The organism is Tistlia sp., assembly GCF_040905785.1.
Taxonomy (GTDB): Bacteria; Pseudomonadota; Alphaproteobacteria; order Kiloniellales; family DSM-21159; genus Tistlia.
This window is the reverse complement of record NZ_JBBDQW010000017.1, coordinates 1-14180: the sequence shown is the minus strand read 5'-3', so window position 1 is coordinate 14180 and position 14180 is coordinate 1. Positions and strand designations below refer to the sequence as shown.

At 72.2% G+C, this 14180-nt stretch carries 16 protein-coding genes and 1 pseudogene; 14 read left to right on the top strand and 3 right to left on the bottom strand.

Translation table 11 applies throughout. The annotated features are described in order from the left end of the window. Positions 1-137: 137 nt before the first annotated feature. The 14 genes from ccmA to WD341_RS04940 all read left to right on the top strand — a co-directional run bounded on the left by ccmA (position 138) and on the right by WD341_RS04940 (position 11540). Entirely contained in the window at positions 138-821 is a 684-nt protein-coding gene (gene ccmA, locus WD341_RS05005; protein ID WP_368424330.1) for a heme ABC exporter ATP-binding protein CcmA, read from the top strand. Further along, on the top strand, positions 818-1516 hold the full coding sequence (gene ccmB, locus WD341_RS05000) for a heme exporter protein CcmB (protein ID WP_368424329.1): 699 nt from the start codon (positions 818-820) through the stop codon (positions 1514-1516). The genes ccmA and ccmB overlap by 4 nt, the downstream gene beginning before the upstream one ends. 120 nt (positions 1517-1636) lie before the next feature. Beyond that, entirely contained in the window at positions 1637-2359 is a 723-nt protein-coding gene (locus tag WD341_RS04995) for a heme ABC transporter permease (RefSeq protein ID WP_368424366.1), read from the top strand. Positions 2360-2362: 3 nt separating this feature from the next. Continuing rightward, entirely contained in the window at positions 2363-2575 is a 213-nt protein-coding gene (gene ccmD, locus WD341_RS04990) for a heme exporter protein CcmD (protein ID WP_368424328.1), read from the top strand. Further along, positions 2572-3042: a cytochrome c maturation protein CcmE gene (gene ccmE / locus WD341_RS04985; RefSeq protein WP_368424327.1), complete on the top strand. Its 471-nt coding sequence runs from the start codon at positions 2572-2574 to the stop codon at positions 3040-3042. The genes ccmD and ccmE overlap by 4 nt, the downstream gene beginning before the upstream one ends. Positions 3043-3080: 38 nt before the next feature. Continuing rightward, positions 3081-5072, top strand: a complete 1992-nt coding sequence (locus WD341_RS04980) for a heme lyase CcmF/NrfE family subunit (protein WP_368424326.1) — start codon at positions 3081-3083, stop codon at positions 5070-5072. Positions 5073-5079: 7 nt separating this feature from the next. Then, complete coding sequence (locus tag WD341_RS04975; protein WP_368424325.1) at positions 5080-5625, top strand: DsbE family thiol:disulfide interchange protein; 546 nt, start codon at positions 5080-5082, stop codon at positions 5623-5625. Next, a complete protein-coding gene (locus WD341_RS04970) occupies positions 5622-6149 on the top strand; it encodes a cytochrome c-type biogenesis protein (protein ID WP_368424324.1) in 528 nt (175 codons plus the stop codon). Before WD341_RS04975 ends, WD341_RS04970 begins: the two co-directional genes overlap by 4 nt. Further along, positions 6146-7339, top strand: a complete 1194-nt coding sequence (ccmI, locus tag WD341_RS04965; protein WP_368424323.1) for a c-type cytochrome biogenesis protein CcmI — start codon at positions 6146-6148, stop codon at positions 7337-7339. The genes WD341_RS04970 and ccmI overlap by 4 nt, the downstream gene beginning before the upstream one ends. Before the next feature lie 110 nt (positions 7340-7449). Beyond that, entirely contained in the window at positions 7450-8184 is a 735-nt protein-coding gene (locus tag WD341_RS04960; protein ID WP_368424322.1) for a transporter substrate-binding domain-containing protein, read from the top strand. 216 nt (positions 8185-8400) lie between these two features. Then, on the top strand, positions 8401-9177 hold the full coding sequence (locus tag WD341_RS04955; RefSeq protein ID WP_368424321.1) for an ABC transporter ATP-binding protein: 777 nt from the start codon (positions 8401-8403) through the stop codon (positions 9175-9177). A gap of 17 nt (positions 9178-9194) precedes the next feature. Continuing rightward, on the top strand, positions 9195-9995 hold the full coding sequence (locus WD341_RS04950) for a transporter substrate-binding domain-containing protein (protein WP_368424320.1): 801 nt from the start codon (positions 9195-9197) through the stop codon (positions 9993-9995). 62 nt (positions 9996-10057) lie between these two features. Continuing rightward, positions 10058-10741 carry an ABC transporter permease gene (locus WD341_RS04945; protein WP_368424319.1) on the top strand — a complete coding sequence of 228 codons (684 nt, stop codon included), beginning with the start codon at positions 10058-10060 and terminating at the stop codon, positions 10739-10741. A gap of 4 nt (positions 10742-10745) precedes the next feature. Next, positions 10746-11540: an ABC transporter permease gene (locus WD341_RS04940; protein ID WP_368424318.1), complete on the top strand. Its 795-nt coding sequence runs from the start codon at positions 10746-10748 to the stop codon at positions 11538-11540. Positions 11541-11871: 331 nt separating this feature from the next. Here the strand turns inward: WD341_RS04940 and WD341_RS04935 are convergent, their stop codons facing one another. The 3 genes and pseudogenes from WD341_RS04935 to WD341_RS04925 form a co-directional block, all read right to left on the bottom strand. Further along, positions 11872-12615, bottom strand: a complete 744-nt coding sequence (locus WD341_RS04935) for a DUF1223 domain-containing protein (protein ID WP_368424317.1) — start codon at positions 12613-12615, stop codon at positions 11872-11874. Positions 12616-12699: 84 nt separating this feature from the next. Then, positions 12700-13638, bottom strand: coding sequence for a transglutaminase domain-containing protein (locus WD341_RS04930; protein ID WP_368424316.1), 939 nt, complete (start codon positions 13636-13638; stop codon positions 12700-12702). Between the two features lie 138 nt (positions 13639-13776). Continuing rightward, positions 13777-14180, bottom strand: a pseudogene (locus tag WD341_RS04925) (aconitate hydratase); the annotation flags it as partial.

The window sequence follows — 14180 nt, the reverse complement described above, 5'->3', positions numbered from 1 at the left end:
GAGACCGTCGCCGCGCTCGAGAGCCTGCCCGACCCCCGGGCGGCGGTCGCCTTTTGCGGCCCGATCCGGCCGCGCGACGGTCCACCCCTCCCATCTCTCTCGACACCCGGTGGCGCTCTGCTGTAGCCCCTTGCGGCATGAACGGCAGGGCGAGCGCGGGGGAGATCGGGGCGGCGCCGCTGGCGGCCGAGGCGCTGGCCTGCCGGCGCGCCGAGCGGACGGTCTTCGAGCGGCTCGGCTTCCGGCTCGATCCGGGCGGCCTGCTGCTGCTCACGGGCGCCAACGGCAGCGGCAAGTCGAGCCTGCTGCGGCTCCTCGCCGGTCTGCTGCGGCCGGACGCCGGGCAGCTGTCCTATGGCGGCACCCCCGTCTTCGAGGATCTCGCCGCCTACCGGCGCCAGCTGCACTTCCTGGGCCACCAGGACGCCGCCAAGCCGGTGCTGAGCGGTCGCGAGAACCTGGCCTTCTGGTGCCGCCTGCGCGGCGCGGGCCTCGGGCGGCTCGAGGCGGCGCTGGCGGCCTTCCGGCTCGAGGCGCTGGCGGGCCAGCCGGTGCGGCTCTATTCGGCGGGGCAGCGCCGGCGCCTGGCGCTGGCGCGCCTGCTCGCGGCGCCGGCGCCGCTGTGGCTGCTCGACGAGCCGAGCGTCGGCCTCGACAGCGCCGCCCTGGCGAGCCTGGTCGAGGCGCTCGAGGCGCACCGCGCCGGCGGCGGCCTGGTCGTGCTGGCGACCCACGTCGAGCTCGGCCTGGCGGCGCCCCAGACCCTGGCGCTCGGCGAGCATGCGCCGGCGCCGCTGGAGCCGGGGGAGTGGCGCTGGTGAGCGGCCTCTCCGCCGCCCTGGCCCCCCTCCTGGCCCCCCTGGGCGCCCTGGTCCGGCGCGAGCTTCGCCTGGCGCTGCGCCAGCGCGGCGACCTGCTGACCGCGGTGCTGTTCTTCCTGCTGACCGCCGCGCTCTTTCCCTTCGGCATCGGGCCGGAGCCGAACCTGCTGCTGCGCATCGCGCCCGGCATCCTGTGGGTGACCGCGCTGCTCGCCGTGCTGCTCTCGCTCGAGCGGCTGTACCTCTCCGACTGGGAGGACGGGTCGCTCGACCTGCTGCTGCTCGCCGCACCGCCGCTCGAGGCGGTCGTGCTCGCCAAGGTGCTGGTGCACTGGCTGACCAGCGGCCTGCCGATCCTGCTGGCGACGCCGCTCGCGGCACTGCTCTACGGCCTGCCGGCGGAGGCGCTGCCGGTGCTGCTGCTGGCGCTGGCGCTGGGCACCCCGAGCCTCAGCCTGCTCGGCGCGACGGCCGCCGCCCTGACCCTCGGCGCGCGGCGCGGCGGCGTGCTGCTGCCGCTGCTGACCATGCCGCTCTACGTGCCGGTCCTGGTGTTCGGCGTCGCCGCGGTCGACGCCAGCCTGGCCGGCATGAGCGCGCGGCCGCACCTGCTGCTGCTCGGTGCCCTGTTGCTGGTCAGCCTGCCGGTCGCCGCGCTTTCCGGCGCCGCCGCCTTGAGGCAGACTGCCGAGTGAGGCGCGGCCGGCTGATCGAGATCAAGGCGGGCAGCGACGTCCTGTCGCTTGATCGGGGCCCTCGGAGCGGACAGAACAGACAGCGTGAGTGATATCGCCCGCAGCACCGGCGGTGCCTGGTTGCACCGTTTCGCCAGTCCGGCGCGCTTCCTGCGCCTCGCCGGGGCGGTACAGCCGTGGCTGGCCGCGGGGACCCTGCTGTGCCTGGCCGGCGGCCTCGGCCTGGCGCTCTTCGGCTCGCCGCCCGACTACCAGCAGGGCGAGAGCGTGCGGATCATGTACGTCCACGTGCCGGCGGCCTGGATGGCGCTCTTCGTCTATGCCTGCATCGCGCTGGCCAGCGCCTCGCTGCTGGTCTGGCGCCACCCGCTCGCCGGGCTGTTCGCCAAGGCCAGCGCGCCGCTCGGCGCCGGCTTCACCTTCCTGGCCCTGGCCAGCGGCGCGCTCTGGGGCAAGCCGATGTGGGGCACCTGGTGGGTCTGGGACGCGCGCCTGACCTCGGTGCTGATCCTGTTCTTCCTCTATCTCGGGCTGATCGCGCTGACCAACGCCTTCGAGAGCCCGGAGCGCGGCCAGCGGGCCAGCGCCGTGCTCGCCCTGGTCGGCGTCGTCAACCTGCCGATCATCAAGTTCTCGGTCGACTGGTGGAACACGCTGCACCAGCCGGCCAGCGTCTCGCGCCTCGGCACGCCGGCGATCGACCCGGCGATGCTCTGGCCGCTGCTGGCGATGGCCGCGGCTTTCATGTTCTACTACTTCTGGCTGGCCATCCTGCGCGTGCGCAGCGAGCTGATCGACGCACGGCTGCGCGCCCTGCACCGGCTGCAGACCGAGGGGCGCTGAGGCATGGAGCAGTTCCTGGCGATGGGCGGCTACGGCGGCTACGTCTGGCCCTCCTACCTGCTCGGCGCGCTCGTGCTCGGCGGGCTGTACCTGGTCTCGCGCGGCGAGCTCAGGCGCCGCGAGCGGCGCCTGCGGGCGCTCGAGAGCCGGCTGGAGTCCGGCGGCGGCCGGGCGCGGCGTCGGGGTGAGCATGAGCACGGCGGGGTGGCGCGATGACGCGCAAGCGCCGGCGCCTGACCATCCTGCTGCTCGCCCTGTTGTCGCTCGGCGCGGCGACGGCGCTAGTCCTGGCCGCCTTCGACGACAACCTGGTGTTCTTCTATTCGCCGAGCCAGCTCGGCGAGGCGGGGCTGCCGCCGGAGCGCCTGGTGCGGATCGGCGGCCTGGTCGTCGAGGAGTCGGTCGAGAAGGGGCCGGGCAGCCGGGTCGCCTTCCGGATCACCGATACCGCCGTCGAGGTCCCGGTGGTCTACGAGGGCATCCTGCCGGACCTCTTCCGCGAGGGGCAGGGCGTCGTGGCGCAGGGCCGCCTGCAGCCGGACGGCAGCTTCCGCGCCGTCGAGGTGCTGGCCAAGCACGACGAGAACTACATGCCGCCCGAGGTCGCCGAGGCGATCAAGCAGTCCGGGGAGTGGCGGCCGGCGGCCGGCGGCGAGCCCGAAGCCGGGTACGCGAGCCAATGAGCCCCGCCCCATGAGCCCCGCCCCATGAGCCCCGTCCCATGAGCCCCGAGCTCGGCCACTTCGCCCTGATCCTCGCCCTGGTCGTCGCCCTGGTCCAGGGCAGCCTGCCGCTGCTCGGCGCGGCGCGCGGGCGGCCCGGCTGGATGGCGGTCGGCGAGCCGGCCGCGGTCGCCCAGTTCGCCTGCGTGCTGATCGCCTTCCTGGTGCTGATCCAGGCCTACCTGGTCAGCGACTTCACGGTGCTCAACGTCGTCGAAAACTCGCACTCGACCAAGCCGCTGCTCTACAAGATCACCGGCGCCTGGGGCAATCACGAGGGCTCGATGGTGCTCTGGGTGCTGATCCTGGCGCTGTTCGGCGCCGCGGTCGCGCTCTTCGGGCGCAACCTGCCGCCCAGCCTGCGCGCCCGCGTGCTCTCGGTGCAGGCCTGGATCTCGCTCGGCTTCCTGTCCTTCACGCTGCTGACCTCGAACCCCTTCGAGCGTGTCTTCCCGCCGCCGGCCGACGGCCAGGATCTCAACCCGCTGCTCCAGGACCCCGGCCTCGCCTTCCATCCGCCGATGCTCTACACGGGCTACGTCGGCTTCTCGATCGTCTTCGCCTTCGCCGTGGCGGCGCTCCTGGAGGGCCGGGTCGACGCCGCCTGGGCGCGCTGGGTGCGGCCCTGGACGCTGGCCGCCTGGGTGTTCCTGACCGGCGGCATCGCGCTCGGCAGCTGGTGGGCCTACTACGAGCTCGGCTGGGGCGGCTGGTGGTTCTGGGACCCGGTCGAGAACGTCTCCTTCATGCCCTGGCTGCTCGGCACCGCGCTGCTACACTCCGCGATCGTCGTCGAGAAGCGTGACGCCCTGAAGGCCTGGACCATCCTGCTGGCGATCCTGACCTTCTCGCTGAGCCTGATCGGCACCTTCGTGGTCCGCTCGGGCCTGCTGACCTCGGTGCATTCCTTCGCCGTCGACCCGACGCGCGGCCTCTACATCCTGCTGCTGCTGGCGATCGCGATCGGCGGCTCGCTGCTGCTCTTCGCGATCCGCGCGCCGGCGATGAAGGGCGGCGGCCTGTTCGCGCCGGTCAGCCGCGAGGGCGGCCTGGTGCTCAACAACCTGCTGCTCGGCACGGCGACCGCCACGGTCTTGATCGGCACCCTCTACCCGCTGTTCCTCGAGGCCCTGGGCGGCGAGCGGGTCTCGGTCGGCCCGCCCTTCTTCAACCTGACCTTCGTGCCGCTGATGATGCCGCTGGTCCTGGTCATGGGCGCCGGCCTGCTGCTGCCCTGGAAGCGGGCCGACCTGGCCGGCCTGCTCGGCCGCCTGAAGGTCGCCATCGCGCTCGCCGTGGTCGGCGCCCTGGCGGCGCTCTGGCTCTACGACGGCACCCCCGTCCTGGCGGTGCTCTGGGTCGGGCTGGCGGTCTGGCTGGCGGCCGGCACGCTGACCGAATGGGCCGAGCGCGTGCATCTGTTCCGTGCGCCGGCCGCCGACAGCTGGCGGCGGGCGCGCCAGCTGCCGCGCAGCGCCTACGGCGCGACCTTCGCCCACCTCGGCCTGGCGATCGCGCTCGCCGGCATGATCGGCGCCAGCACGGGCAAGCAGGAGGCGGTCGAGCTGCTGCGGCCGGGCGAGACGCTATCGCTGGCCGGCTACGACTACCGGCTCGAGGGCGTCGAGCGGACCCGCGGCCCGAACTGGGTCGCCAACACCGCGACCTTCGCGGTCAGCCGCGACGGTCGCCCGGTGGCGACCCTGCGCCCCGAGCGGCGGCTCTACCTCGTCACCAACCGCGACACCACCGAGGCGGCGATCCACACGACCGGCCTGGTCGACCTCTACGCCGTCATCGGCGAGCCCTCGGAGAGCGAGTCCGGCGCCTGGATCGTGCGCATCTACCACGAGCCGCTGGTGCCCTGGATGTGGGCCGGGGCGCTGGTGATGATGCTGGGCGGCCTGCTGTCGCTGTCGGATCGCCGCCTGCGCGTCGGCGCGCCGCGCCGCGCTGCGCGCGACGGCGCCCTGGCCCAGCCGGCCGAGTAGCGGCGCCATGACCCTCCGGATCCTGCTCGGCGCGCTGCCGCTCGCCATCTTCCTGGCCGCGGCCGGCTTCTTCCTCTGGGGCCTCGACCCGGAGCGCGATCCGAGCGAGATCCCCTCGGCGCTGATCGGCAATCCGGCGCCGGACTTCGAGCTCGGCCCGATCCCGGGCTCGCAGACCCCGGGCCTGTCGCGCGCCGACCTGGCCGGCGAGGGACCGGTGCTGGTCAACGTCTTCGCCTCCTGGTGCGTGCCCTGCCGGGCCGAGCACGGCGTGCTGACCGAGCTGGCCGACGAGGGCGTGCGCCTGGTCGGCATCGACTACAAGGACAAGCCCGAGGACGCCCTGGCCTACCTCGCCGAGCTCGGCAATCCCTACGAGCGCATCGGCGCCGACCTCAGCGGCCGCGTCGGCATCGAGTGGGGCATCTCGGGCGTGCCGGAGACTTTCGTGCTCGACCGCGAGGGCCGCGTCGTCTACCGCCATGTCGGCCCGATCATGGCCCCGGAGGTCGAGCGCCGGATCCGCCCGGCGCTCGAGCGGGCGGCGCGATGAGGCGGCTTGCGACCCGCTCCTTCGCCGCCCTGGTGCTGGCGGCGCTGCTGCTGCCGGCACTGCTGCTACCGGCACTGCTGCTATCGGGCGGCGCCTGTGCGGTGCTGCCGGGCGAGCGGCTCGACGACCCGGTGCTGGAGGCGCGCGCGCGGGACATCTCCGCCGAGATCCGCTGCGTCGTCTGCCAGAACGAATCGATCGATTCCTCGGGCGCCGGCATCGCGCAGGACATGCGGGTGCTGATCCGCGAGCGCCTGAGCGCCGGCGACAGCGACGCGCAGGTCAAGGATTTCCTGGTCGCGCGCTACGGCGACTACGTGCTGCTGAGGCCGCCCTTCGCCAGCTACACCCTGCTGCTCTGGCTCGGACCGGTCCTGGTGCTGCTGCTCGGCGGCCTGGGGGCCGCGCTCTACCTGCGCGGCGGGCGCGGCGCCGGGGCGGGGGCGGGACCGCTGTCCGCAGAGGAGCGGGGCCGGCTGGCCCGGCTGTCGGGCGCGGGCGACGACGCGGCGCCGCGCGAATGACCCCCGGCTTCCTGATCGCCGCGGCGCTGCTCGCGCTGGCGGTCACGGCCGTGCTGGTCTGGCCGATGCTGCGCCGCGACCGCGCGGTCGCGGCCAGGCGCGACTACGACCTGGCGATCTACCGCGACCAGCTGGACGAGATCGACCGCGACCAGCGCCGGGGCGTGCTCGAGGCCGCCGAGGCCGACTCGGCGCGGCTCGAGATCCAGCGCCGCCTGCTCGCGGCCGACCGGCGGCAGGATGGCGACCGGCGGCGGGACGGCGAGCCGGCGCCCGCCGGCGCCGCCGCGCGGCGTGACTGGTTCATGCCGGTCGCCCTCGGCCTGCTGGTGCCGGGCCTGACGCTCGGCGTCTACCTGCTGCTCGGCCGGCCCGACGTGCCCTCGATCGACTTCGCGGAGCAGCAGGCGGCGGTCTCGGACATGGCCGGTCTCTCAGAGCAGCTGCGCGCCCGCCTCGAGCTCGAGCCGGAGGATCCCCGCGGCTGGGAGCTGCTCGGGCGCACCTACCTGGAGCTCGGCCGGCCGGACCGCGCCGCCGAGGCCTTCGGCAGCGCGCTGTCCTACGGCGGCGAGGCAGGGCGCCTGAACGCCTCGCTGGGCGAGGCCCTGGCCGCGGCCGAGGGCGGCCGCATCGGCGCCGAGGCGCGGGCCGCCTTCGCGCGCGCCCTGGAGGCCGACCCCGGCGAGCCGAAGGCGCGCTACTACGCCGGCCTGGCGCTGCTCCAGGACGGCCGGCGCGCCGAAGCCCTGGCGGTCTGGCGCCAGCTCGCCCAAGCTAGCCCGCCGGACTCGCCCTGGCTGCCGACGCTGGAGCAGGCGATCGCTTCGCTGGCGGCCGAGCTGGGCGCACCCGAATCGGACGCTCCCGCGCAGGATGGGGCCGAGGCGCCCGGGGCGGGCCCAGGTCCGACGCAGCAGGACGTCGAGGCCGCCGGCGAGATGAGCCGGGCCGAGCGCGAGGCCTTCGTGCGCGCGATGGTCGAGCGCCTGGCGGCACGCCTCGAGGAGGAACCCGGCGACGTCGAGGGGTGGCTGCGCCTGGCCCAGGCCCGGCAGGTGCTGGGCGAGAGGGACCGCGCGGTTGCGGCCCTGCGCCGCGCCCAGGAAGCGCTCGCCGACCGGCCGGCCGAGGATGTCTGGCGCCGTCGGGTCGAACAGGCGTTGCAGGAACTGGGCGAAAGTCCATGAATGGAGTCACGATGAGCAGGATTCTGATTCTTATTGCTGCGCTCGGCTGGCTGGCCGCGCCCGGTCCGGCCGCTGCCCAGTCCGACGGGGCAGGGGGCAGGGGTGCGGGGATGGCCGGCACCAGGGTCCTGCTCGGCACCGAGGGTGCCTATCCGCCCTTCAACTACATCGACTCCGCGGGCGAGCTGCGCGGCTTCGACATCGAGATCGCGCGCGCGCTCTGCGACGCCGCGGGCTTCGACTGCGCGTTCGTGATCCAGGACTGGGAGGGCATGATCCCGGGGCTGCTGGCCAAGAAGTACGACGCCATCGTCGCCTCCATGTCGATCACCGAGCAGCGGCGCGAGGTCGTCGACTTCACGAACAGCTACTACGACACCCCGGCGAAGTTCGTGAAGGCGCGCGAGGCGGCGCTGGAGGTCCCCGAGGAGCTGGCGGCGACGAACGCGGCGCTGGCCGGGCTGCGCATCGGCGTGCAGCGGGCCTCGAGCCATGCCGCCTTCGTCGGCGCCGAGCTGCCGGACGCCGAGCTGGTGGCCTATGCGACGCTGGAGGAGGCGCAGCTCGACCTGGCCAGCGGCCGCCTCGACCTGGTGCTCGCCGATTCCGTCGTGCTGCTCGAGGGCTTCCTGAAGACGCCGGCCGGCGCCGGCTTCGAATTCGTCGGGCCCAACATCTCGGTTCCCGAGTATCACGGGCACGGCGCCGGGATCGCCCTGCGCAAGGGCGAGGACGCCCTGCGCGAGGCCTTCAACGCCGCGCTCCGCCAGATTCGCGCCGACGGCCGCTACCAGGAGATCAATGCCAAGTACTTCGACTTCGACGTCTACGACGCCGACAATTGAATCTTTCCCCACGCCGGGTTGCGTCCATCGCAATCCTTGCGGGAATTGCCGCGTCGGCGAGTCCGAGCCGGGCTTTTCGCTTGGCAGCTTCCTGAGCTTCCGACTAACGTTCGGCTCGTGCCTGCGTCATCCCTTCGTCATCGAAGGCGACGCATAGACCGCCCGGGGGCGGGCGGCGCGACAGGGAGGCGGCCGGTCGAGGAGCGAGAAGGGGGCATGGCAGACGGCGCCGCAGCGCTCGTCGTCGACGAGCTGCACAAGTCGTTCGGTCCGCTGGAGGTCCTGAAGGGGGTTTCCCTGACCGCGCGCGACGGCGACGTGATCGCGATGATCGGCTCCTCCGGCTCGGGCAAGAGCACCTTCCTGCGCTGCATCAACCTGCTGGAGATTCCCGACTCCGGCACCATCACCCTGCGCGGCGAGACGATCCGGATGATCGAGACGCGACGCGGCGGCCGCCCGGAGAACTGGAAGCAGGTCGACCGGCTGCGCACCCGCCTCGGCATGGTTTTCCAGCAGTTCAACCTGTGGAGTCACATGACGGTGCTGGAGAACGTCGTCGAGGCGCCGATCCACGTGCTGAAGCGGCCCAGGAAGGAGGCCGTCGAGCTGGCCATGAGCCTGCTCGAGAAGGTCGGCATCGCCGAGAAGCGCGACCAGTACCCCTCGCACCTGTCCGGCGGCCAGCAGCAGCGCGCGGCGATCGCGCGCGCGCTCGCCATGGAGCCGGAGGTCATGCTGTTCGACGAGCCGACCTCGGCGCTCGACCCCGAGCTGGTCGGCGAGGTGCTGCGGGTCATGCGCCAGCTCGCCGACGAGGGCCGCACCATGGTCATCGTGACCCACGAGATGGGCTTCGCGCGCGAGGTCGCGAACGAAGTCCTGTTCCTGCACCAGGGCCGCATCGAGGAGCAGGGGCCGCCGGCCCAGGTCTTCGGCAACCCGACGTCGGAGCGCTGCCGGCAGTTCCTGAACAATAGCCGAGACATCTGAACAGGGAGTACCAAAGCATGCGTAAGCTGGTTTTCGCGCTGGCCGCCGTGGCCGCGCTCGGAACGGCGGCGAGCGCCGTCCAGGCCGAGACGAAGAAGGTCCTGATCGGCACCGAGGGGGCCTATCCACCGTTCAACTTCATCGACGACACAGGCAAGCTGCAGGGCTTCGACATCGAGATCGCCGAGGCGCTCTGCGCCGCCGCCGACTACGAGTGCGAGTTCGTCATCCAGGACTGGGACGGCATCATCCCGGGCCTGCTCGCCAAGAAGTACGACGCCATCATCGCCTCGATGTCGATCACCGACGAGCGCAAGCAGGTCGTCGACTTCACCGACAAGTACTACAACACGCCGGCCAAGTTCGTGGCGCCCAAGGCCGCGAAGCTGGACATCCCCGAGGAGGTGGCGGCGGCCAACGAGATGCTCTCCGGCATGCGCGTCGGGGTGCAGCGGGCGACGATCCACGAGAACTTCCTGCGCGCCAGGTTCCCGGCCGTCGAAGTCGTCTCCTACGCGACCCAGGAGGAGGCCAACCTCGACCTGACCAACGGTCGCCTCGACCTGGTCATGGCGGACTCGATCGCCCTGCTCGAGGGCTTCGTCAACACCGAGGCCGGCGAGGACTACGAGTACGTCGGCCCGGACTACGACGACCCGGATTTCCACGGCGCCGGCGCCGGCATCGCGATCCGCAAGGGTGAGGAGGCGCTGGTCGAGGGCTTCAACGCCGCGATCGCGCAGATCCGCTCCGACGGCACCTACAAGCAGATCAACGACAAGTACTTCGCCTTCGACGTCTACGGCGCCGAGGACTGAGCGCAGGCCGGCGGAGGGCGGCGCCCGGTTCGCCGCCAACCGCCGGAGCGCGCTCGAAGGCGATGCTGCAGGGCTGGGGCGACGAGATCCTCCGCGGGCTGGGCATGACCCTGGTCGTCGGCCTTTGCGCGCTCGCCCTTGCGATCCTGCTGGGCCTGCTCGGATCCTGGGCCAAGCTGTCGCGCTCGGGCCTGGCGCGCGGCGTCGCCACCTTCTATACGACCGTGGTCCGCGGCGTGCCCGAGCTGTTGCTGATCCTGATCGTCTACTACGGCACGCCGACCGCCATCCAGAGCTTCGCCAGCTATCTCGGCCACGACATCCGGGTCGACTTCAACCCCTTCATCGCCGGCGTCACGACCATCGGCGTGATCTACGGCGCCTTCGCGACGGAGGTCTTCCGCGGCGCCTTCCTGGCCCTCGACAAGGGCCAGCAGGAGGCCGCCCGCGCGGTCGGCATGGGCCGCGTGCTTGCCTTCCGGCGCATCGTCCTGCCGCAGGTCTGGCGCTTCGCGCTGCCCGGCCTCGGCAACCTCTGGCTGGTGCTGATCAAGGCGACGGCGCTGATCTCCGTGATCCAGCTGACCGAGCTGCTGCGCTGGTCGGACATTGCGGCGCGCAACACCCGCCAGCCCTTCACCTTCTTCTTCGTGGCGGCCTGCCTCTACCTGCTGATCACCCTGGTCTCCCAGGTCGTGCTGCAGCGCGCCGAGGTCTGGGCCAACCGCGGCATCCGGAGAGGCTGAGGCGGTGGACGCCGAGACGCTCCAGGCCCTGGCCGACCGCTTGCCGCGCGCGCCCGTCGATCTCGCGGTGATCGTCGAGTCCCTGCCGCAGATGCTCGACGGCATGCTGCTCACCCTCGAGCTGACGGCGGTGGCGCTGGCCATCGGCTTCGCCGCTTCGCTCGGCCTGGTGATGCTGCGGCTGAGCCGCAACCCGCTGCTCTGGATGCCGGTCTACGGCTTCGTCTTCTTCTTCCGCGGCACGCCGCTGCTGGTGCAGATCTTCCTGATCTACTACGGCAGCGGCCAGTTCCGCTTCGAGCTGATGGAGGTCGGTCTCTGGGCCTGGTTCCGCGACGCCTACTTCTGTGCGGTGCTGACCCTGACCCTCAACACCGCCGCCTACACCACCGAAATCCTGCGCGGGGCGATCCGCGCGGTGCCGCACGGCGAGGTCGAGGCGGCGCGCGCCTGCGGCATGTCGGGCGCCCTTCTGTACCGGCGGATCATCCTGCCCAAGGCCTTCCGCTTCGCCCTGCCGGCCTACTCCAACGAGGTCGTCTTCCTGTTCCAGGCGACCTCGCTGGTCTCGATCATCACCCTGATGGACCTGACCGGCGTCGCCCGCACGCTCGTTTCCAAGACCTTCGACGTCTACGAGATCTATATCACTGCCGGGCTGCTCTACCTGGTCGTCACCTACGGCATCCTCGGCCTGTTCCGCTGGGTCGAGCACCGCTGGTCGGGCCACCTGCGCGAGCCGCCCGGCGTCGGCAAGCGCCCGCCCGACCCGCTCGCCGGCATCGCCACCCCGACGTGAGTCGGCGCGCCCACGCCCCTCGACAAGCTCGAGATGAAGCTGAGGGCAGTGCCGAAGACTCGAGAGGAAGCGGCCGCTCGAGGATGCCCTGAAGTTTGCTTCGTCCCGAGCCTCTCGAGGGACGTGGCGGCGCGCGCGGTCCCGCCTTGGCTCGTTGCCGGAGCAGCGGCAGGACGGAGCAGAGCGCGGGCACCGCTGGCGCCCACGCCCCTCGACAAGCTCGGGACGAAGCTGAGGGCAGTGCCGAAGACTCGGGAGGAAGCGGCCGCTCGAGGATGCTCTGAAGTTCGCTTCGTCCCGAGCTTGTCGAGGGACGTGGTAGCGCTGGCGCCTAGGGACGCGCCGGCTTCGGCTGCAGGCGCGTAGCGCCGAGGATCGGGCCGTAGCCGCCGGCCTGGACCAGCACGGCGGCGCCGCGGTTGGGGCCGATCAGGGACTCGCAGTCGACCGGGAAGGACAGCGCCTCGCCCCGCCAGTGGCCGAGCCGCTCGATGGAGCGGACGACGTTGTAGTAGCTGATCCGCTTGCCGGCGTTCTCGCCGGCGGGGATGTCGACGGTGCGGTGGTGGTCGTAGGCGACCAGCCAGACCACGGCGCCGTCGGGCGGCGCCTCGCCGGCGGCGATCTCGACGGCCTCGTCGCCGACCAGCGTGACCTCGACGGACGGGCGCGAGCGCTCGGCGGCCGCGATCGCCGCGAGCACCGGGGCGCGGCGCGAGCCGACCATCTCCTCGCGGCCCTGCACGACCATCTGCGGGGTGTAGACCATGCGCCGGCCCTGGGTGCGGGCGTAGGCGCGCTGGCGCTCGGTCATGGCGGCGCTGGCGAAGGGGTCCTTCCAGCCGATGTAGTCCCAATAGTCGACGTGCAGCGAGAGCGCCAGGACGTCGCCGCGCATCGCCAGCTCGCCGAGCAGGGCGTCGGCCGGTGGGCAGGAGCTGCAGCCCTGGCTGGTGAACAGCTCGACGACGATCGGCGCCTCGACGGCCTGCTTGCCGACCTGAGCCGGCGCCAGGGCCGCCCCGGCGAGGCCGAGCAGCAGGAGCAGCGAAAGGACGGCGGCTCGGCGGATCATGGCAGGCAGAAGGGTAGGGACGCCGGGCAACACGAACGAGTCACGTTCGGGTGAGAGAATCCCCGCAGGCCCGCCGGCACGCCGCTAGCCGGCTGCGGCGAGCGAGAAGGCGGTCTGGGCGGTCCGCGAGGCCTGGGGCTGGCCGCGGCGCACCTCGACCTGGACGGTCATGTCCAGGAAGGAGTCGGCGGCGCCGTAGAATGTGCCGTGCAGCGGGATCGCCTGGCTGGGATCGCGGGCGACGGCGACGCGGATCAGGTTGCTGCCGCCGGCCCGGCCGTTGGTCGGGTCGAACTCGACCCAGCCGGCGCCCGGCAGGTAGACCTCGACCCAGGCGTGGGTGTTGCCCGCGCCCTGGGTCCGGCTGACCGTGCCGGCCTTCTCGACCGCCGGGTCGTAGAGGTAGCCGCTGACGAAGCGCGCGGCGAAGCCGAGCGCGCGTACCGCCTCCATCATGAACAGCGCGTAGTCGCGGCAGGAGCCGCCGCCGAGGTCCAGCGTCTCGGTCGGGCTCTGGGTGCCCAGGCCGTGGCGCCGACGGTAGGTCAGGTGGTCGTGGAGGGCGGTGTTGATGCGCAGCAGCAGGTCCAGGGTGTCGACCGGGCCCTCGGCGGTGCGCACGAAGTCCTTGGCCCAGGCGTCGACCCGGCGGTCCGGGTCGGGATAGTGGCGCTCGACGGTGCGGCCCAGGTCGGGAATCTCCTCGCTCGAGTAGGCGAAGGGATAGGTCCGGGCATAGGGCTCGATGGCGAAGGCCGGGTCCTCGCGGCCGACGTGGTCGATCACGATTCGGCTCTCGAAGTGCAGCTCCTGGGCCGGCGCTTCGAAGCTGGCGACGGCGATGGAGTTCGAGAAGACGTCGTGCCGCCAGCGGACGCGGGCCTCGGGCGAGACCGTCAGGGCGCTGTCGAGCAGGCGCAGGTCGTGGCTGTCGCGCGGCCGGAACATCACGTGATGCTCCCCGAAGGCGACCGGGTTGCGGTAGCGGTAGATCGTGAGGTGGCGGACGGTGAGGATGGTCATGATGGAGCGAGCCTAGCCGCAAGGGGGCTAAGACTAGATGAACGCCCAGAGTCGGCGATAGAGTCGGCGATAGCGTCCGGGATAGCGCTTGGAGCAGGGGCGGGGGGGCGGCGCGGTCCGCCGCCCCCGCGCGCCTCATCAGGCGGCCTGCTCGCCGTTGCGCAGGTTGCGCAGGACGTAGTGCAGGATGCCGCCGTGGCGGAAGTACTCGACCTCGTCGGCGGTGTCGATCCGGCACAGCAGCGCGATCTCCCGGCTGGAGCCGTCGGGCCGGCGGATCCGGCAGGTTACCGCCATGCGTGGCCTGACGCCGTCCTCGATGCTGAGGATGTCGAAGACCTCCTCGCCGGTGAGCCCGAGGCTGCTGCGGCTGTCCTCGTCGGTGAACTGGAGCGGCAGCACGCCCATGCCGACCAGGTTCGAGCGGTGGATGCGCTCGAAGGATTCGGCGATGACCGCGCGCACGCCGAGCAGGCGTGTGCCCTTGGCCGCCCAGTCGCGCGACGAGCCGGTGCCGTATTCCTTGCCGGCGACGACGACCA